This window comes from Chamaesiphon polymorphus CCALA 037 (assembly GCF_003003845.1).
GTDB classification, from domain to species: domain Bacteria; phylum Cyanobacteriota; class Cyanobacteriia; order Cyanobacteriales; family Chamaesiphonaceae; genus Chamaesiphon; species Chamaesiphon polymorphus.
The window spans coordinates 1-22,728 of record NZ_PVWO01000036.1; the positions used below are offsets into that span (position 1 = coordinate 1).

A 22,728-nucleotide genomic window follows, 5' to 3' on the forward strand; every position below is an offset into this window, starting at 1 on the left:
CTACCACAATTGGTTGACTCTACTCCATTTTCCTCCCCTTTCTCGATCGCTTTCTCCTCTAATGGCTAAAGTCGAGTCTAAGAAGTCGGGGATCTGGGTTTCGAGGATTTTTAAATATCTTAACCGCCTTGGCGATTGCTATATTAATACGACAACCCGACAACCCACAAGCGAGGCTTTTACTAGTGTGTTTGTAATCGTGCGAGATGGGAGTATCGTTTGAGCTAAGATCTTCCCAATTAGCAAAACCTTTGTCATGACTCAACTTATCGGCTTTATTCCCAGTGCGCGGACATTATGGCTGCTGGCGGGTGGGGGAGCGTTCGCCACGATTTTCGCCATCTTTATCCCGATCCCCCAGCGAATCGGGGTGGCGATCGCGATGACATTGGCTTGGTATCTTGTCATCATCTTGCTCGCAGGTATCGATGCTTGGCGCAGTAAAGCCGATCGAGTCGAGGTAAGTCGCGAGCCATTGGGAAAACTCTCGATCGGGCGCGATAATCCGGTAACGTTGACGATTCGAGCGAGCCAAAATAACAGCAACGCCCGACAATTTAGCTATCAAATTTGTGACGGAGTGCCGCAAGATTTGGCAGCAACACCTCCATTAATCTCCGGACAACTCGAAAAAGGTCACAGTCAAACAGCGAGCTATACAGTCCATCCTTACCGTCGTGGCGAGTACGAATGGCAAGGAATTCAGGTCAGACAATCGAGCCGTTGGGGACTAGCTTGGCACCAATGGCGGGTAAATGCAGCCCAAACTGTAGTAGTGTACCCAGATCTGATCGGCTTAAAATCGCTTTCGATCCGGTTGGCATTGCAATCTACAGGCGCAATGCGTCAAGTTCGCAAGCGGGGGATGGGGACAGAATTTAGCGAATTGCGCGAATATAATAGTGGCGACGATCCTCGATCGATCGATTGGAAAGCTACGGCGCGCCGCAATCGTCCGCTGATTCGCGTTTTGGAGCCAGAGCAAGAACAGACGGTAATTATCTTGCTCGATCGCGGGCGACTGATGACAGCTAATATTCAAGGCTATAAACGGTTCGATCTGGGCTTAAATGCGACGCTATCTCTAGCTTTGACGGCAATCCAACGGGGCGATCGCGTGGGAGTGGGTGTATTCGATCGATATCTAACTACCTGGATTCCACCCCAACAGGGACAAAAGCACTTCTCTAACATCCTCGACAGGGTAAGTCGAATTCAGCCCGAACTGCTCGAACCCGACTATCTCGGAGCCGTTACCACGATTCTCAAACAACAGAGTCGGCGCGCGCTAGTGGTAGTAATTACCGATATTATCGACGACATCGCTTCTGCCGAGCTGCTCACCGCGCTCGGTAGACTCACGCCGCGCTATCTCCCTTTTTGTGTGACTTTGCGCGATCCGCAAGTGGATATCCGCGCGCGCGAATTAGGCACCGATCTGGCTGGTGCATATACTCAATCCGTCGCGCTAGATCTAATTCAGCAACGCGAACTTGCCTTCGCCAATCTCAAGCGCAAGGGCGTTTTAGTTTTGGACGCTCCAGCTACCCAAATTAGCGATCGATTAGTCGATCGTTACGTACAAATTAAATCTCGAAATCAATTGTAGATAGGCTTTAGGCTTTAGGCTTTAGGCTCTAGTGGATAGTAGGAGTTATCAATTATCAATTATCAATTCTCAATTCTCAATTCTCAATTCTTGAGTTTTCTCGATCGCCAAGAATTAATGACTACCGATGTCAAGCTCATTCCCATGGTACCGATCGCGATCTGTGGAGTTAGGGAAAAACCAAATTGGGGATAAAATATACCTGCGGCGATCGGCAGACAGATAAGATTGTAGATAAAGGTAAAAAAGAGATTCTGCTCGATCTTATATAAAGTCGATCGACTCAATTTTATGGCAGTAATAATTGTTTGTAAGTCTGCATTAACGAGTGTGAGATCGCAAAAAGAGAGCGGCAGATTTCCACTCGTACCGATTGCCATGCTGACATCTGCTTGAGCTAAAGCGGACGCGTCATTTAGGCTAGAACCAACCATTGCGACGATCGCTCGATATTTACCGATCGCTCTCGATTGCAATTTCTGAATTACTGCAACTTTGTCGCGAGCATCTTTGCAAGCAAATACTCGATCTATTCTCAGTCGATCTGCTAAATTTTTAGCAGCAGTTAAATTATCTGTAGCAATTAACACTACTTCTAATCCCGCTCTTTTTAATCTCGATATCGTGGCGATCGTCGAAGATTCTATTGCCGCACCAATCCCAATAATTCCAGCAATTTCGCTATCGATCGCGATCCAAATTACGGTTTTTCCTGCTGATTCCCATTGGTGTTGATAATTAGTCAAGACGCGCTGGTTGGCAATTTGAAATACATTATCGATATCGAGCGAATTAATCCACTCATTCGAGCCGACTTGGATTAATTTACCATCGATGATTCCTTGGATGCCCTTACCTGCAATTTCCTCAAATCGATCGACAGGTTTTAAGAATATTGCCAGCTCTTGAGATCGATCGACAATTGCTGATGCTACTATATTTTTGGCATAAGCTTCGAGCGAAGCAACCAATTGAAAAATATCTAATTCCGTGCCATTATAGTTGTCTACAATTGGCAGAAAATCGGTAACTGCCAATCGATCGGGTACGACAGTCGCATTTTTGTCAAAGACGATTGTCTTTGCTTGACTGAGTAATTCTAAGGCATTGCTATTATTAACTAAAATTTCGCGTTGTGCTGCTTTGTTAATTCCGATTGCCATCGCTAGAGCAGTAGCTAAACCTAAGACACAAGGACAGGTAATAATTAAAACACTACATCCGAAAATGACTCCACTTGTAGGCCGATCGATCGAGATCGACCATGCTAAACTAGTCACGATCGCCAGCACAGCGACAAACGGGATGATATATTTATTAGTGACGCGATCGGCTAATCTAGAAATGGGTAATCTATTGACTTGCACGCGATCGACTAATGCCAAACTTCGATCGAGAACTGGTATAGATCCAATTGGTAATTGTCGCTCAACCAGTTGAGAAATAACTGCTAGAGAACGTTCTTTAGCAAGGTATTCTAACTTCCTACCCACAAACATCAAGACGATCGTCATCGTGGAGATTGCATAGTAAACATGCGGTTGGATGAAATTAGATCTGGCGATAAATTGAGGCGCAAATGTACTTACTAACGAATATAAATAAGCAGTTCCGGTAGCGAGTGCGACGAGTGCATTCACGTTGGCATGAATACTTCTATGTGTAGATAAATGTCGCCTTACTAAAATAGCAGTCCAAACATCGATAACAAATGCTCTAGCACACCAAAATTGAATGGGCGTAGCTAAACACCATTGCCAAGCAGGATTTTGAAACCAAGCAGAAATCCAACTTAATTCTGGACTCCAACTCGGTAGCAAAGAACCGATAATTAATAGCAAACTAATCGCGATCGCTGATATTAACTTAAAATCTCTCGGAGATTCACGCTCTCGATCTCCATTGTTTGTTGCTGCCTGAGTAATTGCTTCAGCAGTCGTAATTTGCCGCTCGTCAGCGATCGTTGCTAGTTGCCGTACCGAATTAACATTTGACTCGATCGCGCCAGGTTTGCAGGCAATTTCCCGCTCCATCCCACCCAACTTTAAGCCGAGATATTCCATATATTTACACCAAGATGATTAGTTTCGATTTTAATAATTAGCGATAGCGGTAGCGAGCGATTATTTGTCGATCGCAGATCCGCTAGCGAGCATCTTGGGGAATCGCGAGATCTCTGCTGGGTTAGTCTCAATTAGGACTAACTTAGTCGGAGGAGTAGCCGTAATTTGGATTGGCGGATTGATGGAGCGAACAGCTAGATAAATCGCATCGATCCAGGCACTAAAAGCCAGATCGGAAACTGTTAATATTGCGGGCATCGTCGGGGTTATTAAAAATATTTTCTCGATTTTACTGTGCGGATGGTAATCGCTCTCACATGTATAGAAAAGTGAAGAAACCGATATTTTTGTTATCGAAATGTAACTCGCTCTTAATGTTAAATGGGAACATCTGCGGATCGAGATAGTCACACAATCTCATCCCCATTCCGGTCTGCGGTCGCCCACTTTCTCGCTCGAAATCGCAATTTCGGGTATGATGTAGTCAGAAAGAAGACATATCCTACATTCACGAACGATTTAACACTGAAATAACTTCGGTTGCTCCAGCTAGTGCCCTGGAGATCCCGACCGCGACCGATTGACACATCAGCAGGTAAATTTTTTATGGATCGATCCAGATTACCGTCCGCCAAGACGAATAGCTCGTCTGAAGACGATACAACAGCTTCGATCGCTTCGGGAAGTTTGCGGTGGCCACTAGTTGTCACTCTGAGCGGTTTGCTCGTCGGTGGCATCTGGTTTGCACAACAAACCAGCGTCAGACATCTCGACGCACGCATCCATCAGCGTCAGCAAGATATCGATCGCATTTCCAACCGCAGCATTACTCCAGCAGCTCGGGTGACCTTAGAAAAAGAACAGATTATGCTAGAGCGCGATCGTCTCAACGCTCAAAATGGGGTCTACAACCTCCTGTTTCAGGGGATTGGTGCTGGCATCCTCGGTAGCCTAGCTTATGTGGGTTGGCACTACTTACGCCGTACTAACGAACATTTTCATCATGCCAACGAGCGACTAATTACCGATCGCTTCAGTCAAGCAATTTCCCATTTAGCAAGCGATAAAATGGAAATCCGACTGGGTGGCATTTATACGCTCGAACGTCTAGCGCAGGAGTCCGCTGCTGATTACTGGCTGACGATCGAAGTTTTGACCGCTTTCGTGCGCGAACGCTCTCCCGCGAGCGATGCTCAGATCGCGCCGCTCCGGCTCACCACCAAGGCTTCAGATCGTCCGCTGACGATCGTCGGTGGGAGCGATGTCCCTACCAATCGCAAACAACAGCCATTATTAAAAGTACCGACGGATATTCAAGCTGTGATGACGATCTTGAGTCGGCGAGACACGAGCAAAGATCGACCGGATCGCGCCATCGAATTGCGCGAAAGCAATCTCCGCGATGCCGATCTCAATGGGATCGAGCTATGGGGTGCCGATTTGTGGAAAGTCAATCTTCGCGAGGCTCAATTATGGCAAGCTAAATTAGCAGGTGCCTCGCTCGGACGCGCCAATCTCCGCGAAGCCAGTCTCTGGCAAGCAGATCTCGAAGGTGCCTATCTCTGGCAAGCCAATCTCGAAGGTGCCAATCTTACCGAAGCAAATCTAGAGCAAGCCAATCTTGAAGGCGCAAATCTCAAAGATGCCAATCTCCAACAAACCAATCTCATCGATGCCGATCTTCGCAATGCGATCGGACTGACGCGCCAACAACTCAGTCATGCTATTTGCAATGAAACTACGCAGTTACCAGATTATCTCGATCGGGTCAATGCTTAGATGCGGACATTATCTTTTACTCTGCATCCAGCGATCGATCTCGGTATTTTGGATCGTCATTAATTCTTGAATACCTTTGTCGGCAAGATCTAATAATTCATTCATTTGGTGACGGCTAAAACTGCCCGATTCTGCCGTTCCTTGCACTTCAATTAGCTCCCGATTATCGGTCATTACCACATTAAAATCTACGTCCGCCGCGACATCTTCTGGGTAGTCCAGATCCAGAAATGCTTCGCCTTCAATCAGTCCCACCGATATCGCTGCGACTTGACGGACTACTGGCGATGCGCTCAACTCACCCCGCTCGATGAGCTGGTGGATGGCTTGCACCAATGCCACGTATCCGCCAGTTATTGCCGTCGTGCGGGTGCCTGCATCGGCTTGGATGACGTCTGCATCAACTAGGATCGTTTTCTCTCCTAGAATGGCAAAATCGAGGGTCGATCGCAAACTGCGCCCGATGAGTCTTTGGATCTCTTGAGTGCGTCCGGATAACTTGAGCACTTCCCGCTCGTGACGCTGGGGAGTCGCACCTGGTAGCATCCGATATTCTGCTGTCAGCCATCCCGTCCCCGTACCAGTCAAAAATTTAGGTACGCCATCTTTGATGGTGACGGTGCATAATACGCGTGTATCTCCACAGCCAGTCAGCACGGAACTGGTTGCAAACTTGGTAAAGTCGCTCTGAAAGCTAATTTGACGTAGTTGGTTCGATTGGCGATGTTGGCGAATCTGCGGCATGTGCATAGGGACGATGGCAAACTAGAGTGTACTACAGTATCTAACGATCCCCATCGACTTGTTGTTAATTTTTATGAGCAATTTAAATGCCCAGCAGCGAGAACCATCCTCACTCCCATTCCTTAAACCATCTCCCCTATTCCTTCATCAGCTACTTGACCGATCGCATATTTAGTGTTTCACTGGATAGACGCTCGGAATAAAACGCTATATGTTGTCTACTATAGACTGCCGAGCGGACAGGATTCGCCCGCAAGGGAATACCTTTTGAATGAAATGCGGCTCATTTTACGTTGAATATGATTGCACAACTAAATAGTCATCCCGAACATACTTCAGTTTCTTGTAATACGATAAGTACGCTTCACAAACAGATCGAGATTGTCGATACACCAGCCGATCGATTTTGTACGGAAATAGTCGCCAACGCGCTCAAAATTGCCAGTACCGGACAACGCGTGCTGATCGTCCAACTTCTCAAAGGTGGGATTCGTCAAGGTCACGATCGGATTATCAATCTCGCTCAAAATTTAGATTGGATTAGATGTAATTTGATTCGGAATATTTCGATTGCCGATCTCAACGATCTGGAGTTGCACAATTTCGAGCAGCTCTGGAAACACGTTCGCGGCGCAACTCGATCGAGTGAATATTCTTTGGTCATTTTAGACGATCTGAGTCTGGCGATCGAGTTAGGTTTAATTAGTATCGAAGCGGCAACTACTTTTCTAACTAAGCTCCCCGAAGATCTTAAAATTATTCTCACTGGTACCAACCCACATCCCGCGATCGTCGAATTAGCTCATTAAGATAGTTGCTCGTCGATCTAACCAGCAGGGTGACAATATCCATCTGTTGGCGCAGTACTCTATCTGTGCGCTTCAGGGATCGAGCTTGCAAGACTCAAAGTCTCTAAACTTTTTAAAAACCAAAACCCGACTTCTATAAGTCGGGTTTTTTACTTTTACTAAACCTTGAATTTGTCTGCAATGCGTTGCATTGCTGTTTCGACATTTGCCCGACTATTAAATGCCGAGATCCGGAAATAACCTTCACCAGCAGCACCAAATCCCGAACCTGGAGTACCGACAACAAAGCAATTCGTTAGCAACTTATCGAAAAATTCCCAACTAGATAAACCATCAGGAGTTTTTACCCACACATAGGGTGCATTAATCCCGCCAAAAACTTGCAATCCCGCAGCAGTTAGTTCCTTGCGAATAATTTGGGCATTTTCCATATAAAAGTTAATTAGTTCTTTTACTTGGGCTTTGCCTTCGGGTGAATAAACCGCTTCCGCACCGCGTTGGACGATATAGGATACACCATTAAACTTGGTCGATTGGCGACGATTCCAGAGTTTCCACAGTTCGACATCGCTACCATCGGCGGCTTTGGCGGTGAGAGTTTTAGGTACTACCGTCAGCGCGCACCGGGTACCTGTAAAACCAGCATTTTTAGAAAAAGACCGAAACTCGATCGCACAATCTCGCGCCCCGTCGATTTCATAGATCGAATGCGGTAAACTCGGATCGGTAATAAATGCTTCATACGCCGCATCAAAGAAAATAATCGAGCCATTGGCTTTGGCATAATCTACCCACGCTTGCAGATGCGCTTTAGTAGCCGTCGCACCCGTCGGATTGTTGGGGAAACAAAGGTAGATCAGATCGACTTTCTGACTGGGAATTTGGGCGGTAAAATCATTTTCAGCAGTAATCGGCAGATATACCAAACCACCATACTCGCCCTTGTCATTGGCATCGCCAGTATTGCCAGCCATGACATTAGTATCGACATAAACGGGGTATACCGGGTCGGTCACCGCGATCGTGTTATCGTGACCGAAAATATCTAGAATGTTGCCACAGTCGCATTTAGAGCCATCTGAGATGAAGATTTCCGATGCGTCGATGTCACAGCCTCGCGACTGAAAATCATTAGTCGCGATCGCTTCTCGCAACCAAGCATAACCCTGTTCGGGGCCATAACCTTTAAATTTCGATCGATCGCCCATATCCTCGATCGCATTTGTCATTGCCGTGCGACAAGCCACTGGCAATGGTTCGGTAACATCGCCAATTCCCAAGCGGATAATCGGCGCGTCGGGATTAGCTTGAGCGAAAGTATTGACGCGTCGCGCGATTTCGGGGAACAGGTAGCCAGCTTTGAGTTTGAGGTAGTTATTATTAATAGTTGCCATAATTTCTGTCGCGCATCGTCATTCAACAGCTTACCGCAACCGGGCGCGATCCTCGAAGCCCACGCACGATCGGAGGCTCCCAAAATTTTTACTCTCTATAATTAAAGCTCACAACAAAATCCGCCGAAACTGACTGACTAAATTAGTCTGTAGCGGCGGATTTTTAACTTATTAGCAAGATTTTTAGTCTCGAGCAATTGCCAGATCCAACTCATCCAAGCCGATATCTCCCTATTCTTGACTAGCTGTAGCTAATTTCTTTCTCATCCGCATCGCTACCGTCCCACCGACGAGCGTGCCCACAATTGTAAATGGTTCGGGAACTGCTGTTGTGGTTGTAGAGGCTAAGATGCTATAACCAGCAGTCACCCCGCCACCGATATCATTCAACGTAAATGATAATGCGGTCACATCCGTCCGCACTCCACCCTGTGTATAGAAAGATCCGGTACCATCGTTGGTGAACAGACTTGCCGCAGTGCCTGCTGGATTGATGTTGCCGCTGAATTTAGTGCCAGCAACAACTGTTAGTGTCACAGTGTTAGCAAAAGCAAAGTCTAGATCGCTGGCTAGTTCGTATGTATAGTTGGAACTGTCGCCGCTCACATAGGTAAATGTTGTTACCGAAGAAGGATCGATCGGATAAACACCACCTCCAGACGGGCTTTGGTCGAATAAACCTGTGGTGGTGAATGGCCCAGTAGCCGAACTCACCATCGCCGCACCCATACTGATATTGTTAAAAATAGTATCGATCGTGTCGCCAGGAGTGGGATTTATTAATTGCACAAAGTTATCTACTTCACCCGTCCAAACAACTTGTCCTCCTGCAAGTGAAATAGCTCTAGCGGGTACCGCCGAGATCGTCGAGATCGCACCAACTGCTAGCGTGCTCGCGCTCAGTAGTTGGGTGAAGGTTTTACGCCTAGACGCAAAGTCGAAAGCATTTGATGCTTTAGTAATTAGGTTAAATTTCATGACTGATTTGATTCGGGGTTTTAATACATTAGATCTCGATCGGTACATCTCAACTCATGACGCCGACAACAGTGTCAGGAATTGTAGCTCCAGACACCTTACGTGAGTCGATATTCGATCGTCTGACGGCAAAATTTGAGTCTGGATGTACCCATTAATGGCGATCGTTTCTATCGATCGGATCGAGAGTTCAATTGAAGATCGCTACAGTCCGAGTTGTCTAGTTACGATCGTCGATCTTTACAAGCACTTGCTGATGTTTAGACCTGAAGTCCACATGGTGCGTGTTTGTCTAAAAATACCGTAACTAGACTATCGATTTGCTAGTAGCTATACTTGTTGCCATGAATGTATGCTATTTAATACATACTTTACAAGTCGGAAACCCGAACCAAATTTTTCAGTAATTATCTACTTGCGAAATATTTTCAAATATGGTAATCAAGCATACAAAACATCGATTTTTATCGCCATAATACCCAGCTTACTCGCCTTTTTGTAAGGGTGTAATTAGCAAGCTTATGTTGTTGAATGCCCGTAGTGACAACATTCAATCGATCGAGCGGCTAACAGTCGCAATTGCCAACGGGAGGTGAGTGCGATCGAGATCTGTCCCTGATAACTCGCCGCGATATCGAACATCTAAGCGTTTTTACTGAGTTAAAATCTCGATCGTTAACAATAGTCCCGATCGACTATACTACAAAATTGACTCTCTCGATTGCCTCGCAAGCAATCACCAGAGAGCTAGCAACGGCACAGATCGATCGCAATTGCTCTCACCATGAGTCTGAAAATTTGCGCCATTGTCGATGTCGATCGACTCGATCGATAAGGCAAAAGGAGTAAAATCTAGCCATAGCTAAAATTTACTCCCCAGATTTTTTGGAGTGGGCATTGCCAATCTTCAATCGAATTAGTGATTTATCGATGAGCCGTGCAATTTAGTTTTGAGCGGCTTTAGCCAATTTCTTTCTCATCCGTAGTGCTGCCGTACCACCAATAATCGTGCCGACGATCGTGAAAGGTTCGGGAACTTGGGTAGTTGTTGGAGGTGCTACTGTTGAAGCAGTGATCCCAAATGTACCCTTACCACCGCTGAGAGTATCATTAAGCGAAAATGATAAAGCATTAAGGAAAGTTTTGTCACCACCGTTTTGAAAGAAAGATCCGGTAGGCGTAATTGTCGAAAAAGCGACGGCAGTAGGATTGCTGCTGCCAGTAAATTGAGTCCCGCCTGCAATAGTCAGACTTACAGGAGTAGTAGGGCTTAAACCATTAGGGGAACCGTTAACGGAGAAATTAAAAACGAGGTCGCTGGCAAGTGAATAGATGAAGCCACCGCTGTTTCCAGCAACATAATTAAACGTTGCCGTAGGAACTGGGGACAAGGCATACATGCCAGGAATCGTAGCAGGGGAAATAGTCGGGAAAAATGATGTGCCTGCCAAAATTCCGCCAGAAGAACCAACATCTGTAGGAGTAGCAAACGTAACAGCGATGGTATCGCCTGCACCTGGATTTACGTCGCTAAAGAAACTAGTAATGTTGGCATTTCCAAAACTCAGATCTGAATTGAAAAGAAATGCCGCTTGAGCTGGTGCCGCATAGGCAACAGTACCAAGACCGACTGCCAGACTACCAACAGCCAACATGTACGTTAATGTAGTAGACTTAAGAGAAGTCTCGATCGAATTAGATTGTTTGATGTTCATGACTGATTATGGTTTCGGGGTGTTCGATATGCGAAATCTTGGTTTGGGCGTCTCAACTCTTTAGTCGTACAAAAGTGCCAGCAATTGTTGACTACCTACACATTACGAGAGTCGATCTGTTATCATCCTGAGCGCAAAGTTTGGATCGGGCGGTGTATCTTCGATACTTTTTCTCGCTCCATGATGACAGCAAGAATTACAACTGCGATCGCCACAGTCAGAATTGTCTGGCTAAAATCAGCTCGACAGTCACAAGCATTTACTGAAGCTCGATCGGGGCATGTGTAGTGCCCGTTATTCTCATAGTGCCGAAGCTAGAATATCGATCCGCTAGCAGCTATACTTGTTGCAAATGAATGTATTCGATCGCCTACAGGATCGGCAAGTCGGAAATTAACACCATCTTTCTGGGTAATTCTACACTTGTTTAATTTTTATTTATATGATATGTAAAAACCCTGAGACATTGATTTTATCAGTAAATATGCTGATGTTATCGATCGCTCGATCGGGTAGGGTTAATAAAAAATACGCTCGAATGCTTGGGGGTAGCGATTTAGAGTTAACAGCATTCTTGGTGTAGAAATTTGCTTGACTATTACTACTTAGCATGGTATGAGCATGTAGCAATTACCACTGCTCGAAAATCTCAGATCGCTAAATCCGATCGAGCATACGATAAAAAATCGAACTGACTCGATCGCTTACAGGGTTAATTTGACAATGTGAAGAGCAATTAAACAGGCATCATTGTTGTTGTTAAAATTGGATCGAAGTTCTGTTTGGTTTCGATCGAGACCACATGCAACTCAAAAGGGATAAAGTTTAGCAAAGGCTAGACTCTATCCCTAAATTTTGGAGGAGAAATCTTTAGTCTTTTAAAGATCTCCGCGCTCCCCGTACTTTCAAAACCTAAATCTAATTTTTAGCAGAGTTAGCTAATTTTTTTCTCATCCGGAAAGCTGCGGTACCACCAACGATCGTCCCGATGATAGTAAAAGGTTCGGGAATTGCAGTAGTAGCAATCAAACTGTAAGAACCGTTAGGAAGGGGGTTAGCAACGTTGTTGCTAGCAAGGTTGTCAACAGTAAAGCGAAAGTCACCAGGCTGCAAACCGAGTTGAGATAAAATCCCATCAGGTTGGGTTAAAAATGTTGCAGATCCACTAAGGAATGCAAATGTAGTAGTATTTGCAACTGACGTTGTTGAGAAAATAGAACCATTACCAACAGTTAATCTTGCAACTAAAGGATTGGCAGTAACTTGTTGCCCAATATCAAAAACTAAATTACCTACTTGCGTGTAAGTATTGCCACCATTGAATAAATAATCGGCACTAGAGCTAGCGATGTATCGGGGGCCTGGAGCTAGTCCAGCAGCAGCAAAACTTCCTGTCGCAGTGTCTATTGTTGCAGAATTAACACGATTGAAAATAGCCGAAAATCGATTTCCGGCAACTGGAGCGATCGAACCGCCGCCAACTACATTCGTATTTATCGCTCCATCAGCAAAAAATAAAGTTCCACTAGTAATGGAAACTGCACCTGCTGGAGCAGCAGAGAAACTTGCCGCAACACCCGCAGCTAAACTGGTGGCTGCGGCAATTCTCAGAGAAGTTGAGATTCCTGGCAAGTTTGTGAACTGTCTAATTTTCATAATAAATCTCCTATTTCTCTAGTACAATTTTTCCCTTACACACCTTTGTGTATCTATCCAAATATGGATATCTAAAATGTAAAAATCTCGAACAAACAACGCGCTTGTAATTTTATCGTAGCGCAACTTTTTGATGGCTCCTATAGGCCATGACCTATTTCAGTAAAGTGGCGTAGAATCTATCTAGGAATTAGCTCGGTCTCACAACATTTTTAAAAGATCAATAGGCAAATAATGAGATCTCGAATATATTTAGGTTTTTCAGTAAAATAGCGCAGTTAAAACCCTAAAATCTAGCAAAGCAAGAGTAAAATGATTGAATTTTTGGCAGAGATTAATCAAGAATTATAAATATTAAATCGCTAATTTAGACCTTCGATCGAATTGCCAGCGGATCGATCGCGCTGTATCGCTTAGTCTGCAATCGATCGTGCAAAACGAGCAGTCTTTGTATAAAAAAGCACTTTACTTGAGTAATGTAAAAAATACAACAAATGATAATATTTACCACTCTTTTGTCAATTTGAAGATCGATCGGGCGATCGATCTTAAGATTTGATTAGGCATGGAACCGATCTAATTTCGATCGCTCGATGTTCGCAATAATAATTAGATGTAGTGAGGATTTAGTGTTGACAAATCGAGATAATTTCCGGATCGAGCGGGATTCGATGGGAGAACGCCAGATCTCCGCAGATGCCTATTATGGGATTCAAACTTTACGCGCGATCGAAAATTTCCCCATTAGCGGCTTGAAGCCACTGGCAACATATATCGATGCCTGTGTGCTCATCAAGAAAGCCGCCGCGATCGCTAATGGTAGACTGGGTTGTATCGATCCAGCCGTCAGTGATGCGATCGTTACCGCTGCTAATGAAATCTTGCAAGGCAATTTACGCGAGCAATTTGTCGTAGATGTCTATCAAGCTGGTGCGGGTACATCTCACCATATGAATGTCAATGAAGTTTTAGCCAACCGCGCACTCGAACTTTTGGGCGATATTAAGGGCAATTATCAGCGTGTCAATCCCAACGACCATGTTAATTACGGTCAATCTACCAATGATGTAATTCCCACTGCCATTCGCGTGGGGGGATTGCTTGCCCTGACGCATACCTTAAATCCCGCACTAGAAAGCGCGATCGTTGCATTAGACAAAAAAGCGGTAGAGTTTCACTCGATCGTCAAATCGGGACGGACGCACATGCAAGATGCCGTTCCGGTAAGATTGGGCGATACATTTGGCGCATTCGCCCAGATCTTACGCGACCATCAAATCCGAATTGCCAGCGCAGCAGGCGATCTCACCAAATTAGGTTTGGGTGGTAGTGCTGTAGGTACGGGCTTAAATACTCATCCCGAATATCGATCGACTGTAGCACAGATTTTGGGAGAATCGATCGGCCAACCCCTAACTGTGGCACCACATTTAATGGCCGCGATGCAGAGCATGGCACCATTTGTAAATGTCTCTGGCAGCCTCCGCAATCTCGCCACAGACCTATTGAAAATCTCTCACGACCTGCGATTGATGGACTCTGGCCCCAAGACTGGGTTTAAAGAAATTCAGCTCCCTCCCGTCCAACCTGGCTCGTCGATTATGCCTGGAAAGTATAATCCCGTGATGGCAGAAATGATCTCGATGGTCTGTTTTCAGGTAATGGGATTCGATCGATCGATCGAAATGGCCGCCCAAGCCGGACAATTAGAATTAAACGTGATGATGCCGCTCATCGCCTACGATCTGATTCATGGGATCGAGATTTTGGGTAATGCAATTCAAGCGTTAACCGACCAATGTATCGTCGGCATTACGGCCAATCCAGAACGCTGTCGCAACTATGCAGAAGGCAGTCTAGCATTAGTCACCGCACTCAATACCCACATCGGTTATCTCAATGCCGCCAACGTCGCCAAAGAATCTCTAGCGACGGGTAAATCTCTTCGTCAAATTGTCTTAGAACAAGGATTGATGGAGCCAGAGTTATTAGCACAAGTTCTAGATTTAGAAAGCATGAGCGAGTTGCCAAAATCATCCTAGCAAATTGCGAGGCTACGGCTACATCCCCGACTTCTTCAAGAAGTCGGGGATGTGTTGGTGATGTGTCTTCTAGCTTGCATAAAAAATCCCCTCCTTCTAAATAAACCCCAACGCAAAAACCCCCCTGACACTTAGTGTCAGGGGGGTTTTAATCTCTCAAATCAAACAGGTATTAACCGTTGATGGAAGGAGCAGTCAAAGCAACAGGAGTAGCTTCACCAGCAGCTAAGTCGAGAGGGAAGTTGTGAGCGTTACGCTCGTGCATGACTTCCATACCTAAGTTAGCGCGGTTGATGATGTCTGCCCAAGTGTTGATGCCACGACCTTGTGAGTCAACTACAGATTGGTTGAAGTTGAAACCGTTGAGGTTGAACGCCATGGTGCTTACGCCCAAGGAAGTGAACCAGATTCCAACTACAGGCCATGCACCCAAGAAGAAGTGCAAGGAACGGGAGTTGTTGAAAGAAGCGTATTGGAAAATCAAACGACCGAAGTAGCCGTGAGCTGCAACGATGTTGTAAGTTTCTTCTTCTTGACCGAATTTGTAACCATAGTTTTGGCTTTCAACTTCAGTAGTTTCACGAACTAAGGAAGAAGTTACCAAGGAACCGTGCATAGCGGAGAACAAGCTACCACCGAATACACCAGCTACACCCAACATGTGGAAGGGGTGCATGAGGATGTTGTGCTCAGCTTGGAATACGATCATGAAGTTGAACGTACCGGAGATACCCAAAGGCATACCGTCAGAGAAAGAACCTTGACCGATTGGGTAGATCAAGAATACTGCGGTTGCTGCTGCAACAGGTGCAGAGTAAGCAACACAGATCCAAGGACGCATACCTAAACGGTAGGAAAGTTCCCACTCACGACCCATGTAGCAGAATACACCGATCAAGAAGTGGAATACTACGAGTTGGTAAGGACCACCGTTGTACAACCACTCATCGAGGGAAGCAGCTTCCCAGATTGGGTAGAAGTGAAGACCGATTGCGTTGGACGAAGGAATAACAGCACCAGAAATGATGTTGTTACCGAACATCAAAGAACCAGCAACTGGTTCGCGGATACCATCGATGTCTACAGGAGGAGCAGCGATGAAAGCGATGATGAAACAGATAGTTGCGGAAAGTAGTGTAGGAACCATCAGTACACCGAACCAACCAACATAAATGCGGTTCTCGGTGGAAGTGATCCAGCTACAAAAACGTTCCCATACATTTGCGCTTTCGCGACGTTGTAAGGTAGTGGTCATTTGTTTATGATTGCTATGAATTTTCAAGGTGCGGTGTTGGTTGCCCAACCCCTATGTACATAATATTAGAGGATTTATTTCTGATTGTAAAGGGGCTTCACAATCTCTTAATGTTTGGATTCGATCGAAACCAGCTAGATTTTGAGGCATTCTTACTGGGGATCGAGAAGCAGAGCGTAGACTAGGCAAGATACCAGTCGATTTTACACGGCCTAGATGAGAAAGTACGTGTTCGGTTATTTACCCTGGCGGCCAAGTCATCATCCGCTGACCCAGCAGGTGTAAATGTAGGTGAAACACTGTCTGACCGCCATCTTTACCAGTATTGATAACAATTCGGTAACCTTCTTCCAAACCTTCTTGAGCAGCCACTCTCGCAACTGTTAACAAAAGGTAACCTAGTAGCTCGGTATCGGCGGGGGTAACTTCGGCGATCGACACGATCGGACGTTTGGGGATAATTAGAATATGAACGGGTGCTTGCGGATTGACGTCGCGGAAAGCCAGCACGAGATCGTCTTCATATACGATATCCGCCGGAATTTCTTTACGAATGATTTTACTAAAAATAGTTTCGGTCATAAAATCTCAGCATCGAGCGACGCTCTCGAATTAACGATCGGTAGTTTGTTTGCATCCACTTTCTCCGATCGAGGTCACTTTTGCAAGCTTTTGTAATCTCGCTTTGCGCTCGATGGGGAGAATTGAGCGATTGGAGTACAGAAGACCCACCTCATTTAGGTACTGCGATCGATATTCCAGCATCTATGAGGGATCTATAATCGAATTTAATCTGGCTTGGGCTGTTCTACTTTTACAGTGGTATGGGTGGCATCAGTCGGGATATTTTGGGAGACAGTTTCTGGAACGATAGCTGACGATCTAGGTGTTTCTGGGGTGTTAGGTGCGGGCGTCGGTGGCTTCACTGCGCCGCCAAGTGGTTTTGACGAAGATGGTTTGAGGTCTAGTTCGATCCAGGCTTCATCTTCTGGCGGCTCTGGAGTTGTCGGTGGAATATTTTCAATAGGCTCTGGTTTGGGTGCTACTAGAGTTGGTGGTTGAATATTGGCAACAGTTTCGGCTTTGGGTGCTATTGGAGTTGTGGGTTGAATATTGGCAACGGGTTCGGCTTTGGGTGCTGCTGGATTTTGTGAGGTATTTGGGGAGAGATTACTGGGTGTGGCAACTGGCTGTTGGACTGGGGTTTGAGAGGACGAAACAACCGATTGCGGCGGTACTTTGGTTGCTTCGGGGACGACAGGCACTCGTGCTGGCGGAATTTTTACTTCAGAAAGTGGAACCCGATCTGGTGTGGGTGGCTTGCTCTGAGGCGAGGGGGTTGGTGCTGGCGCGGTGGTATTAGCAGCGACGCTCGCGCTAGGAGCTTTGGCAGGTGGGACGCCAGGAGGCGCAGATTTGGCGGGAGTTTGTGCTTTAGCTGGCGGTTTAGCTGCTTTGGGCACTGAAGCGCGATTTGCTTCTGGCTCGGCAGATTTAGTTGTAGCGGCAATTGATGCTTGTCGCTCTACGGCTACTAATTGGCGGCGCATCTTGACTATTTGCCATGCAAACCAGCCCATCAGTAAAACACTGGAAGTTTGTCCTACCAAGATCCCACCTGTGACTTGATGTGCGTATAGCCACAGGAACAGAGCATAAAAAAGGCCGACTCCACTCCAGATAAAATCATTTTTGCGATGGATTTCCGGTAAGAAAAAGGCAGCAGCGTACAAACCAACGCTACCCGCACCGACCAAGACTGCTAAGATATATGCCAGCATTTTGATATAACACTCCTACAAGCCAATGTCTTTGACTAGATTTAGCATCTCATAATCTTGGCGATTCTCCAATGAAAGGCTTTAGGTGTTAGGGGTTAAGTGTCAGGGTTTAAGTGTCAGGGATTAGGGTACTTTTTGCCTTGTCCGTATTCCCTAAAGCCTAAAGCCTAAAACCTAAAACCTAAAGCCTAAAACCTAAAGCCTAAAACCTAGACGGTTGCAGCTACAGCTTCGACTCGATCGGGTAATAACGCGATATTAGTGAAGTTAAACTCTGTAGTAGTAGGTTGGCCGTTTTCTTCGGCTTGAATGATTCGTTGACTGAGAATTTGGTAATCGCCAACTTTTTGATAGTTGTCTTCAAAGACAACCTTCCCGCCTTTGGCTTCTCCCGTCTGCGGATCGGTATAAACCGAGTCGTAACGATGAGATAGATAGCCAGCACCAGTATCGTGACTGCTGAAGGTATCGATTGTCACGACGATACCGTGAATGTGACGGTGAACGTGACAGACTTCATTATTGCGGAGTTTGTACCGATCGCCTTCAGATTTACCACCCATGAGAATTTCTACTGCACCTGTAGCGTCGGTTTCGCCATAGGAAAAAGTGTTTTTGCCATGAGTTGCTTCAAAAGTACGACGCACGCGGTGGATGGCGACTTCGTTGAGCTGTCCGAGAATGGCTTTGCGAGCTTCCTCGTCATCAATTCCCATCACTTCAGCACTCAAATTTGCTTTAACCGCAACTGTACCAGTCAAGACTACATCGCCATGCTTAAATTCGACTGTGGCCGTGTAGCCAGGAAAATTCGGCTCCCAAGTATAGCGATTTTCGTAAGCTGCCTGAAATAGTTCTCGTGCCGATCGTGTTTCTGTCATCTTGCCTAAAAATTTTAGTTGGTATGTAATCCTAGTTTAAAGATTTTTCGCTCGATTTTCGCCTTACCAGCAGTCGATGATGATAAATTACCAAATATGATGAATAGCTCAGACTCCCACCTATCGATCGCCGATCTGCGACCTGTCGCGACGGCTTTTGCGATCGAATGGAAAGTATCGCTTTCAGAACTATCTCAACCGCTAGAAGATAAGCAAAGACTGGCATCAGGCTTATTGTTACAGCTATCGCTAACTATCGGTCGCACGATCGCCAATGTCTGCGTCGAACGACTCGATCGCATCGCTCCGACCGGACGCAATCAGGGGTTAGTCGATTTTAAATTAATTTGTCGCCCGATCGATCGACCTCCAGTCGATCTGGGAATTTGCGTGCTGCCATTTTTAGATCCAGGGCGCGTGGAGGAGGCTTGCAATCTACTTTTGGTGTATAAAGACTTCGGACTCGACCGCTTGTGTTTGCTACGCCAAGGCAATTTGATGGCCGATATTCAGCAGTTACCCACTTGCTTGCCCAAGTTATTGTCTCCAGAGATTGGCGGTCGGTTTATTTCACTTAGATCTAAAGATATAGTTACGATTCTGACCGTGCTATCGGTATTTCAAAATAAGCAACAATACCAGGTAACTAATGAGATGATTTGCGCTTATTTGCAGCAGTCGAAATTGTCGATCGAAAATGAGCTGATTAGCAGTATCGTTCTTACTGCTGGTTCGTAAAAGAGAGTGAATAGTGGATAGTGGATAGTGGATAGCGAACTTAGGTTGCTATTTACCTAGTAAATTTATCGAATATCGATGTCGAAAATATGGATATTATTACAACTTTACGCCAAGACTATGCTAAGTTCCCTCTCGATCAAAGTTATGAAATTTATGCTGAAGATGTCTATTTTAAAGACCCATTGACGCAATTTCGCGGCCTACCACGCTATCGGAAAACGATCGAGTTTATCCAAACTTGGTTCAAAAATCCGCACTTAGAACTGTATGAGATCGATCGAGTCGATCGACTGATAACCACGCGCTGGTTGTTAAGCTGGAATACGCCCCTACCATGGCATCCACGGATCGAAATTCCTGGCAAAAGCGAACTCACACTCAACGACTCAGACTTAATTATCAGTCATATCGACTATTGGGATCGATCGCCCCTAGATGTTTTGAAGCAGCATTTTAAGATTAGTGGATAGTAAATAGTGGATAGTGAATAGTGAGTGTTGGTACTAGCTGTTTCCCCTTCATCCACCCATCCACTCATCCACCCATCCACCCTTATCTGTTCCGTTGCGACCAGACTCGTGTCGGTAGACCCCAAACGTAGATAAATCCTTCAGCGGCTTTGTGATCGAAGCGATCGTCTTCACCGTAGGTAGCTAAGTCCATATCGTAGAGACTGAACTCTGACTTACGTCCGACGATCGTTGCATTGCCCTTAAATAGCTTAATCCGGATGGTGCCAGAGACTCTGACTTGGGTTTGCTCGATAAACGCATCTAAGGCAGCTTTAAGCGGCGAATACCACAGACCGTTGTAGACAATTTTGCTATAAGTTTCTTCGATCCCCCGTTTGTATTGGGTGACATCGCCTGTGAGGGTGAGACTTTCTAGCTCGCGGTGTGCTTGAATCAGTACGGACAAGGCGGGAACTTCATAGATTTCTCGCGATTTGATGCCGACGAGTCGATTTTCTACCATGTCGATGCGACCGATACCATGGTTGCCGACTAGTTGATTTAACTTCGTAATCAGGCTGACGGGAGCTAGATCTGTCCCATCGATACTCACTGGCGTGCCGCGATCGAAGCCAATTTCGATATATTCTGGTTCATTGGGCGTATTTTCGATCGCTTTGGTGAGGGCGTAAATTTCTTCGAGGGGTTCTACCCAAGGGTCTTCGAGCGGCCCAGCTTCGATACTGCGACCCAACAAATTGAGATCGACACTGTAGGGTGAAGATTTTTTCACGGGTGAGGGAATCCCGCATTTCTCGCCATACGCGATCGTTTGTTCGCGGCTCATGCCCCATTCCCGTGCGGGGGCGAGCACTTTTAAGTTAGGATTGAGAGCGGCGATCGATACATCAAATCGCACTTGGTCGTTACCTTTGCCCGTACAACCGTGCGCGACGGCATCCGCACCATATTCTTCAGCCGCTTCAACTAACAGTTTTGCAATCAACGGGCGCGCTAGAGCTGTCGAGAGTGGATAGCGATTTTCGTAGAGAGCATTTGCCTTGAGTGCGGGAAACGCATAATCGGCGATAAACCGTTCCGTCGCATTTGCCACTAGCGACACGCTCGCGCCAGAATTTAAAGCTTTTTGGCGAATCGGTTCTAATTCATCTCCCTGTCCCAAATCTGCGGCGAGGGTAATTACTTCTTCGACCCCCCACTCTTGTTTGAGATAGGGAATACACACAGATGTGTCTACCCCACCAGAATAAGCAAGTACAACTTTTTTAGCACGACCCATAGTGTAGTTTCACCTCGATAACGAGTTTTCATTATAGGGGATGGTGGGTAGTAGATAGTTGTAGCGGTGGATAGTGAATAGTGAATAGTGAATCGTGGATAGTGAATAGTGGGTAGTGGATAGTGAATAGTGAATCGTGGATAGTGAATAGATAAGACTGTTTGCAGGGAATATTTGCTCTAAGCAAACAGAAAGGGTGCTGCCTCTGTGAGCCAGCACCCGTAAAAAAATCTTTTAGCGATCGATACTTTCAATACCGATGGCTAGTTCGCGATTCACTATCCACTGTCTCGATCTCGCTTAACCGTCGGGGAACCCGACGTTGGCGTAGCCACTCCGTAGGAGTTACGCGAATCGCTATTGACGATCCACTAAATTAAGATTTAGCTTCTAGACGAGCGTAGAACAGACCGCGAATTTTAACTTCTTTAGGATCTAGAGCACCTAAATCGGTATCGGAAGGTTGCTCGCTTTCAAAAATCCCAGCGACTTCGCCAGTAGCACTGTTGACCTTGGCAACTTCAAAGTTGATTTTACCTGTTCCGGTCTGAGCGCGTTTGGTATTTTTGCGATCGCCTTCACGGCTTTTTGCTTCGGCTTGAAGGGCGTTGGCGTTGTCATAACCACTAGCAACACCGCGACCTTTGGGATCGAGGAAAACTGCACCGCGATATGATGGGACTTTATACTCGCCAGCGAAGTCAGTAGAGGTGTTGATACTATCTACACCAGGTTGGCTTTTTGCTTCTAACTCTTTAACGGTGAATAAGAAAGGTACTAATTCTCCCCCTGGCATCTTGACAGTAATGGCTTGGAAGTCAATTCCGTCTTCTTCTTTGAAAGTCAAAGTCCGATCGTCAGACAATGACACGGTACCTCTAATCTGGTCGAGACTGGAAGTTGCGCGGGTGACTAGCTTACCAGCTACAAATTCTGCTTCTTGGCGTTTGTTTTGAGGTTCTTCTTTAACAAAGTAATTGGTGGGTTGGATGCACATATCGACAAACTGGTAAGTCTTGGATGCATCCAGCGGAATGGATCCTCGGCTGGTATCGTCGATGACAGGACAATTGTTAGCAAGCCCTGTGCCCCGAATATCTTCATAAGTAAGTACAGTTGTTGCCGATACAGGAGCATCACTGCAAGCCGTCAACAAGCCAATACAGATGGCCAGTAGAGCGGCGACTAATCCGCGAAATTTCATGATTAACCTCAATCTTCGATAATATTTTATGTTATTACAGTCTTTGTCTGTGAGTGAGGATCCGATCGAAAGTAATCTTCGAGATTGTGTTCGATCGTTACTATGGACACAGTAAGATAATTGTCTTGTCGATCGGTATTTTACAACGCGCGTGCGTTCTACATACCATCTATGGGCAAATGAATTGCGAATATTTATTTGCAGATTTAGCCGCAGGGCAAAAATATAAATTTATATTAAAATTATTTGACAAAATAACTTAAATGAAAGCAAACAACGATTCATCTTCACCAGCGCAATTGACATCTAATGGATTGTCATCGGC

General features: G+C 45.8%; 23 protein-coding genes. 9 read left to right on the forward strand and 14 right to left on the reverse strand.

Annotated elements, in window-relative coordinates; translation table 11 throughout:
• Positions 1–256 precede the first annotated feature (256 nt).
• Positions 257–1,609 (forward strand): DUF58 domain-containing protein, encoded by a 1,353-nt coding sequence (locus C7B77_RS04830; RefSeq protein ID WP_106300850.1) that lies wholly within the window; start codon positions 257–259, stop codon positions 1,607–1,609.
• A gap of 83 nt (positions 1,610–1,692) precedes the next feature.
• Here C7B77_RS04830 and C7B77_RS04835 read toward each other — a convergent pair whose 3' ends face one another.
• Together C7B77_RS04835 and C7B77_RS04840 are read right to left on the reverse strand one after the other, a co-directional pair.
• Complete coding sequence (locus tag C7B77_RS04835; RefSeq protein WP_106300852.1) at positions 1,693–3,672, reverse strand: HAD-IC family P-type ATPase; 1,980 nt, start codon at positions 3,670–3,672, stop codon at positions 1,693–1,695.
• 60 nt (positions 3,673–3,732) lie between these two features.
• Positions 3,733–3,930: a hypothetical protein gene (locus tag C7B77_RS04840; protein ID WP_106300854.1), complete on the reverse strand. Its 198-nt coding sequence runs from the start codon at positions 3,928–3,930 to the stop codon at positions 3,733–3,735.
• A gap of 348 nt (positions 3,931–4,278) precedes the next feature.
• Between C7B77_RS04840 and C7B77_RS30990 the strand changes: the two genes are divergently transcribed.
• Complete coding sequence (locus C7B77_RS30990) at positions 4,279–5,451, forward strand: pentapeptide repeat-containing protein (RefSeq protein ID WP_106300856.1); 1,173 nt, start codon at positions 4,279–4,281, stop codon at positions 5,449–5,451.
• A 9-nt stretch (positions 5,452–5,460) separates the two neighbouring features.
• On the opposite strand, the gene rph is transcribed toward C7B77_RS30990, so the two are convergent.
• Complete coding sequence (gene rph / locus C7B77_RS04850; protein WP_106300858.1) at positions 5,461–6,201, reverse strand: ribonuclease PH; 741 nt, start codon at positions 6,199–6,201, stop codon at positions 5,461–5,463.
• 293 nt (positions 6,202–6,494) lie between these two features.
• Here rph and C7B77_RS04855 point away from each other — a divergent pair, with 293 nt between their 5' ends.
• Positions 6,495–7,004, forward strand: coding sequence for a cob(I)yrinic acid a,c-diamide adenosyltransferase (locus C7B77_RS04855; RefSeq protein ID WP_106300860.1), 510 nt, complete (start codon positions 6,495–6,497; stop codon positions 7,002–7,004).
• A 158-nt stretch (positions 7,005–7,162) separates the two neighbouring features.
• Here C7B77_RS04855 and C7B77_RS04860 read toward each other — a convergent pair whose 3' ends face one another.
• Together C7B77_RS04860 and C7B77_RS29620 are read right to left on the reverse strand one after the other, a co-directional pair.
• Complete coding sequence (locus C7B77_RS04860; RefSeq protein ID WP_106300862.1) at positions 7,163–8,398, reverse strand: LL-diaminopimelate aminotransferase; 1,236 nt, start codon at positions 8,396–8,398, stop codon at positions 7,163–7,165.
• Between the two features lie 231 nt (positions 8,399–8,629).
• Positions 8,630–9,376, reverse strand: coding sequence for a hypothetical protein (locus tag C7B77_RS29620; protein ID WP_106300864.1), 747 nt, complete (start codon positions 9,374–9,376; stop codon positions 8,630–8,632).
• Positions 9,377–9,533: 157 nt separating this feature from the next.
• Between C7B77_RS29620 and C7B77_RS29625 the strand changes: the two genes are divergently transcribed.
• Complete coding sequence (locus C7B77_RS29625; protein WP_181243707.1) at positions 9,534–9,683, forward strand: hypothetical protein; 150 nt, start codon at positions 9,534–9,536, stop codon at positions 9,681–9,683.
• Between the two features lie 212 nt (positions 9,684–9,895).
• Here the strand turns inward: C7B77_RS29625 and C7B77_RS31345 are convergent, their stop codons facing one another.
• Positions 9,896–10,018 (reverse strand): hypothetical protein, encoded by a 123-nt coding sequence (locus C7B77_RS31345; RefSeq protein WP_281261336.1) that lies wholly within the window; start codon positions 10,016–10,018, stop codon positions 9,896–9,898.
• Between the two features lie 302 nt (positions 10,019–10,320).
• Positions 10,321–11,091 carry a PEP-CTERM sorting domain-containing protein gene (locus C7B77_RS04875; RefSeq protein ID WP_146138188.1) on the reverse strand — a complete coding sequence of 257 codons (771 nt, stop codon included), beginning with the start codon at positions 11,089–11,091 and terminating at the stop codon, positions 10,321–10,323.
• 87 nt (positions 11,092–11,178) lie between these two features.
• Between C7B77_RS04875 and C7B77_RS29630 the strand changes: the two genes are divergently transcribed.
• A complete protein-coding gene (locus C7B77_RS29630) occupies positions 11,179–11,379 on the forward strand; it encodes a hypothetical protein (RefSeq protein ID WP_181243708.1) in 201 nt (66 codons plus the stop codon).
• 630 nt (positions 11,380–12,009) lie between these two features.
• On the opposite strand, the gene C7B77_RS04880 is transcribed toward C7B77_RS29630, so the two are convergent.
• Complete coding sequence (locus tag C7B77_RS04880; protein ID WP_106300870.1) at positions 12,010–12,747, reverse strand: hypothetical protein; 738 nt, start codon at positions 12,745–12,747, stop codon at positions 12,010–12,012.
• 632 nt (positions 12,748–13,379) lie between these two features.
• Here C7B77_RS04880 and C7B77_RS04885 point away from each other — a divergent pair.
• Positions 13,380–14,789, forward strand: coding sequence for an aspartate ammonia-lyase (locus C7B77_RS04885; RefSeq protein ID WP_106300886.1), 1,410 nt, complete (start codon positions 13,380–13,382; stop codon positions 14,787–14,789).
• A 172-nt stretch (positions 14,790–14,961) separates the two neighbouring features.
• On the opposite strand, the gene psbA is transcribed toward C7B77_RS04885, so the two are convergent.
• The 4 genes from psbA to C7B77_RS04905 form a co-directional block, all read right to left on the reverse strand.
• Positions 14,962–16,044 carry a photosystem II q(b) protein gene (psbA, locus tag C7B77_RS04890; protein WP_015161219.1) on the reverse strand — a complete coding sequence of 361 codons (1,083 nt, stop codon included), beginning with the start codon at positions 16,042–16,044 and terminating at the stop codon, positions 14,962–14,964.
• A gap of 240 nt (positions 16,045–16,284) precedes the next feature.
• Positions 16,285–16,626, reverse strand: a complete 342-nt coding sequence (locus C7B77_RS04895; RefSeq protein WP_106300872.1) for a histidine triad nucleotide-binding protein — start codon at positions 16,624–16,626, stop codon at positions 16,285–16,287.
• A gap of 206 nt (positions 16,627–16,832) precedes the next feature.
• Positions 16,833–17,825, reverse strand: coding sequence for a Ycf66 family protein (locus C7B77_RS04900; RefSeq protein ID WP_106300874.1), 993 nt, complete (start codon positions 17,823–17,825; stop codon positions 16,833–16,835).
• A gap of 209 nt (positions 17,826–18,034) precedes the next feature.
• Positions 18,035–18,706: a DUF3386 domain-containing protein gene (locus C7B77_RS04905; RefSeq protein ID WP_106300876.1), complete on the reverse strand. Its 672-nt coding sequence runs from the start codon at positions 18,704–18,706 to the stop codon at positions 18,035–18,037.
• Between the two features lie 96 nt (positions 18,707–18,802).
• Between C7B77_RS04905 and C7B77_RS04910 the strand changes: the two genes are divergently transcribed.
• Positions 18,803–19,444 carry a hypothetical protein gene (locus C7B77_RS04910; RefSeq protein WP_146138189.1) on the forward strand — a complete coding sequence of 214 codons (642 nt, stop codon included), beginning with the start codon at positions 18,803–18,805 and terminating at the stop codon, positions 19,442–19,444.
• An 89-nt stretch (positions 19,445–19,533) separates the two neighbouring features.
• Positions 19,534–19,917, forward strand: a complete 384-nt coding sequence (locus C7B77_RS04915; protein ID WP_106300880.1) for a DUF2358 domain-containing protein — start codon at positions 19,534–19,536, stop codon at positions 19,915–19,917.
• Positions 19,918–19,999: 82 nt separating this feature from the next.
• Here the strand turns inward: C7B77_RS04915 and C7B77_RS04920 are convergent, their stop codons facing one another.
• Complete coding sequence (locus tag C7B77_RS04920; RefSeq protein WP_106300882.1) at positions 20,000–21,199, reverse strand: argininosuccinate synthase; 1,200 nt, start codon at positions 21,197–21,199, stop codon at positions 20,000–20,002.
• Between the two features lie 376 nt (positions 21,200–21,575).
• Complete coding sequence (psbO, locus tag C7B77_RS04930; protein ID WP_106300884.1) at positions 21,576–22,403, reverse strand: photosystem II manganese-stabilizing polypeptide; 828 nt, start codon at positions 22,401–22,403, stop codon at positions 21,576–21,578.
• Between the two features lie 86 nt (positions 22,404–22,489).
• Between psbO and C7B77_RS29635 the strand changes: the two genes are divergently transcribed.
• Positions 22,490–22,666, forward strand: coding sequence for a hypothetical protein (locus C7B77_RS29635; protein WP_181243709.1), 177 nt, complete (start codon positions 22,490–22,492; stop codon positions 22,664–22,666).
• The last annotated feature ends 62 nt before the right edge of the window (positions 22,667–22,728 follow it).

Excerpts from the sequence above, each read along its gene's own strand:
- C7B77_RS04830 (WP_106300850.1), top strand. The coding sequence starts at position 257 with ATGACTCAACTTATCGGCTTTATTCCCAGTGCGCGGACATTATGGCTG.
- C7B77_RS04835 (WP_106300852.1), bottom strand. The coding sequence starts at position 3,672 with ATGGAATATCTCGGCTTAAAGTTGGGTGGGATGGAGCGGGAAATTGCC.
- C7B77_RS04840 (WP_106300854.1), bottom strand. The coding sequence starts at position 3,930 with ATGCCCGCAATATTAACAGTTTCCGATCTGGCTTTTAGTGCCTGGATC.
- C7B77_RS30990 (WP_106300856.1), top strand. The coding sequence starts at position 4,279 with ATGGATCGATCCAGATTACCGTCCGCCAAGACGAATAGCTCGTCTGAA.
- rph (WP_106300858.1), bottom strand. The coding sequence starts at position 6,201 with ATGCACATGCCGCAGATTCGCCAACATCGCCAATCGAACCAACTACGT.
- C7B77_RS04855 (WP_106300860.1), top strand. The coding sequence starts at position 6,495 with ATGATTGCACAACTAAATAGTCATCCCGAACATACTTCAGTTTCTTGT.
- C7B77_RS04860 (WP_106300862.1), bottom strand. The coding sequence starts at position 8,398 with ATGGCAACTATTAATAATAACTACCTCAAACTCAAAGCTGGCTACCTG.
- C7B77_RS29620 (WP_106300864.1), bottom strand. The coding sequence starts at position 9,376 with ATGAAATTTAACCTAATTACTAAAGCATCAAATGCTTTCGACTTTGCG.
- C7B77_RS29625 (WP_181243707.1), top strand. The coding sequence starts at position 9,534 with ATGGCGATCGTTTCTATCGATCGGATCGAGAGTTCAATTGAAGATCGC.
- C7B77_RS31345 (WP_281261336.1), bottom strand. The coding sequence starts at position 10,018 with ATGTTCGATATCGCGGCGAGTTATCAGGGACAGATCTCGATCGCACTC.
- C7B77_RS04875 (WP_146138188.1), bottom strand. The coding sequence starts at position 11,091 with ATGAACATCAAACAATCTAATTCGATCGAGACTTCTCTTAAGTCTACT.
- C7B77_RS04880 (WP_106300870.1), bottom strand. The coding sequence starts at position 12,747 with ATGAAAATTAGACAGTTCACAAACTTGCCAGGAATCTCAACTTCTCTG.
- psbA (WP_015161219.1), bottom strand. The coding sequence starts at position 16,044 with ATGACCACTACCTTACAACGTCGCGAAAGCGCAAATGTATGGGAACGT.
- C7B77_RS04895 (WP_106300872.1), bottom strand. The coding sequence starts at position 16,626 with ATGACCGAAACTATTTTTAGTAAAATCATTCGTAAAGAAATTCCGGCG.
- C7B77_RS04900 (WP_106300874.1), bottom strand. The coding sequence starts at position 17,825 with ATGCTGGCATATATCTTAGCAGTCTTGGTCGGTGCGGGTAGCGTTGGT.
- C7B77_RS04905 (WP_106300876.1), bottom strand. The coding sequence starts at position 18,706 with ATGACAGAAACACGATCGGCACGAGAACTATTTCAGGCAGCTTACGAA.
- C7B77_RS04910 (WP_146138189.1), top strand. The coding sequence starts at position 18,803 with ATGATGAATAGCTCAGACTCCCACCTATCGATCGCCGATCTGCGACCT.
- C7B77_RS04915 (WP_106300880.1), top strand. The coding sequence starts at position 19,534 with ATGGATATTATTACAACTTTACGCCAAGACTATGCTAAGTTCCCTCTC.
- C7B77_RS04920 (WP_106300882.1), bottom strand. The coding sequence starts at position 21,199 with ATGGGTCGTGCTAAAAAAGTTGTACTTGCTTATTCTGGTGGGGTAGAC.
- psbO (WP_106300884.1), bottom strand. The coding sequence starts at position 22,403 with ATGAAATTTCGCGGATTAGTCGCCGCTCTACTGGCCATCTGTATTGGC.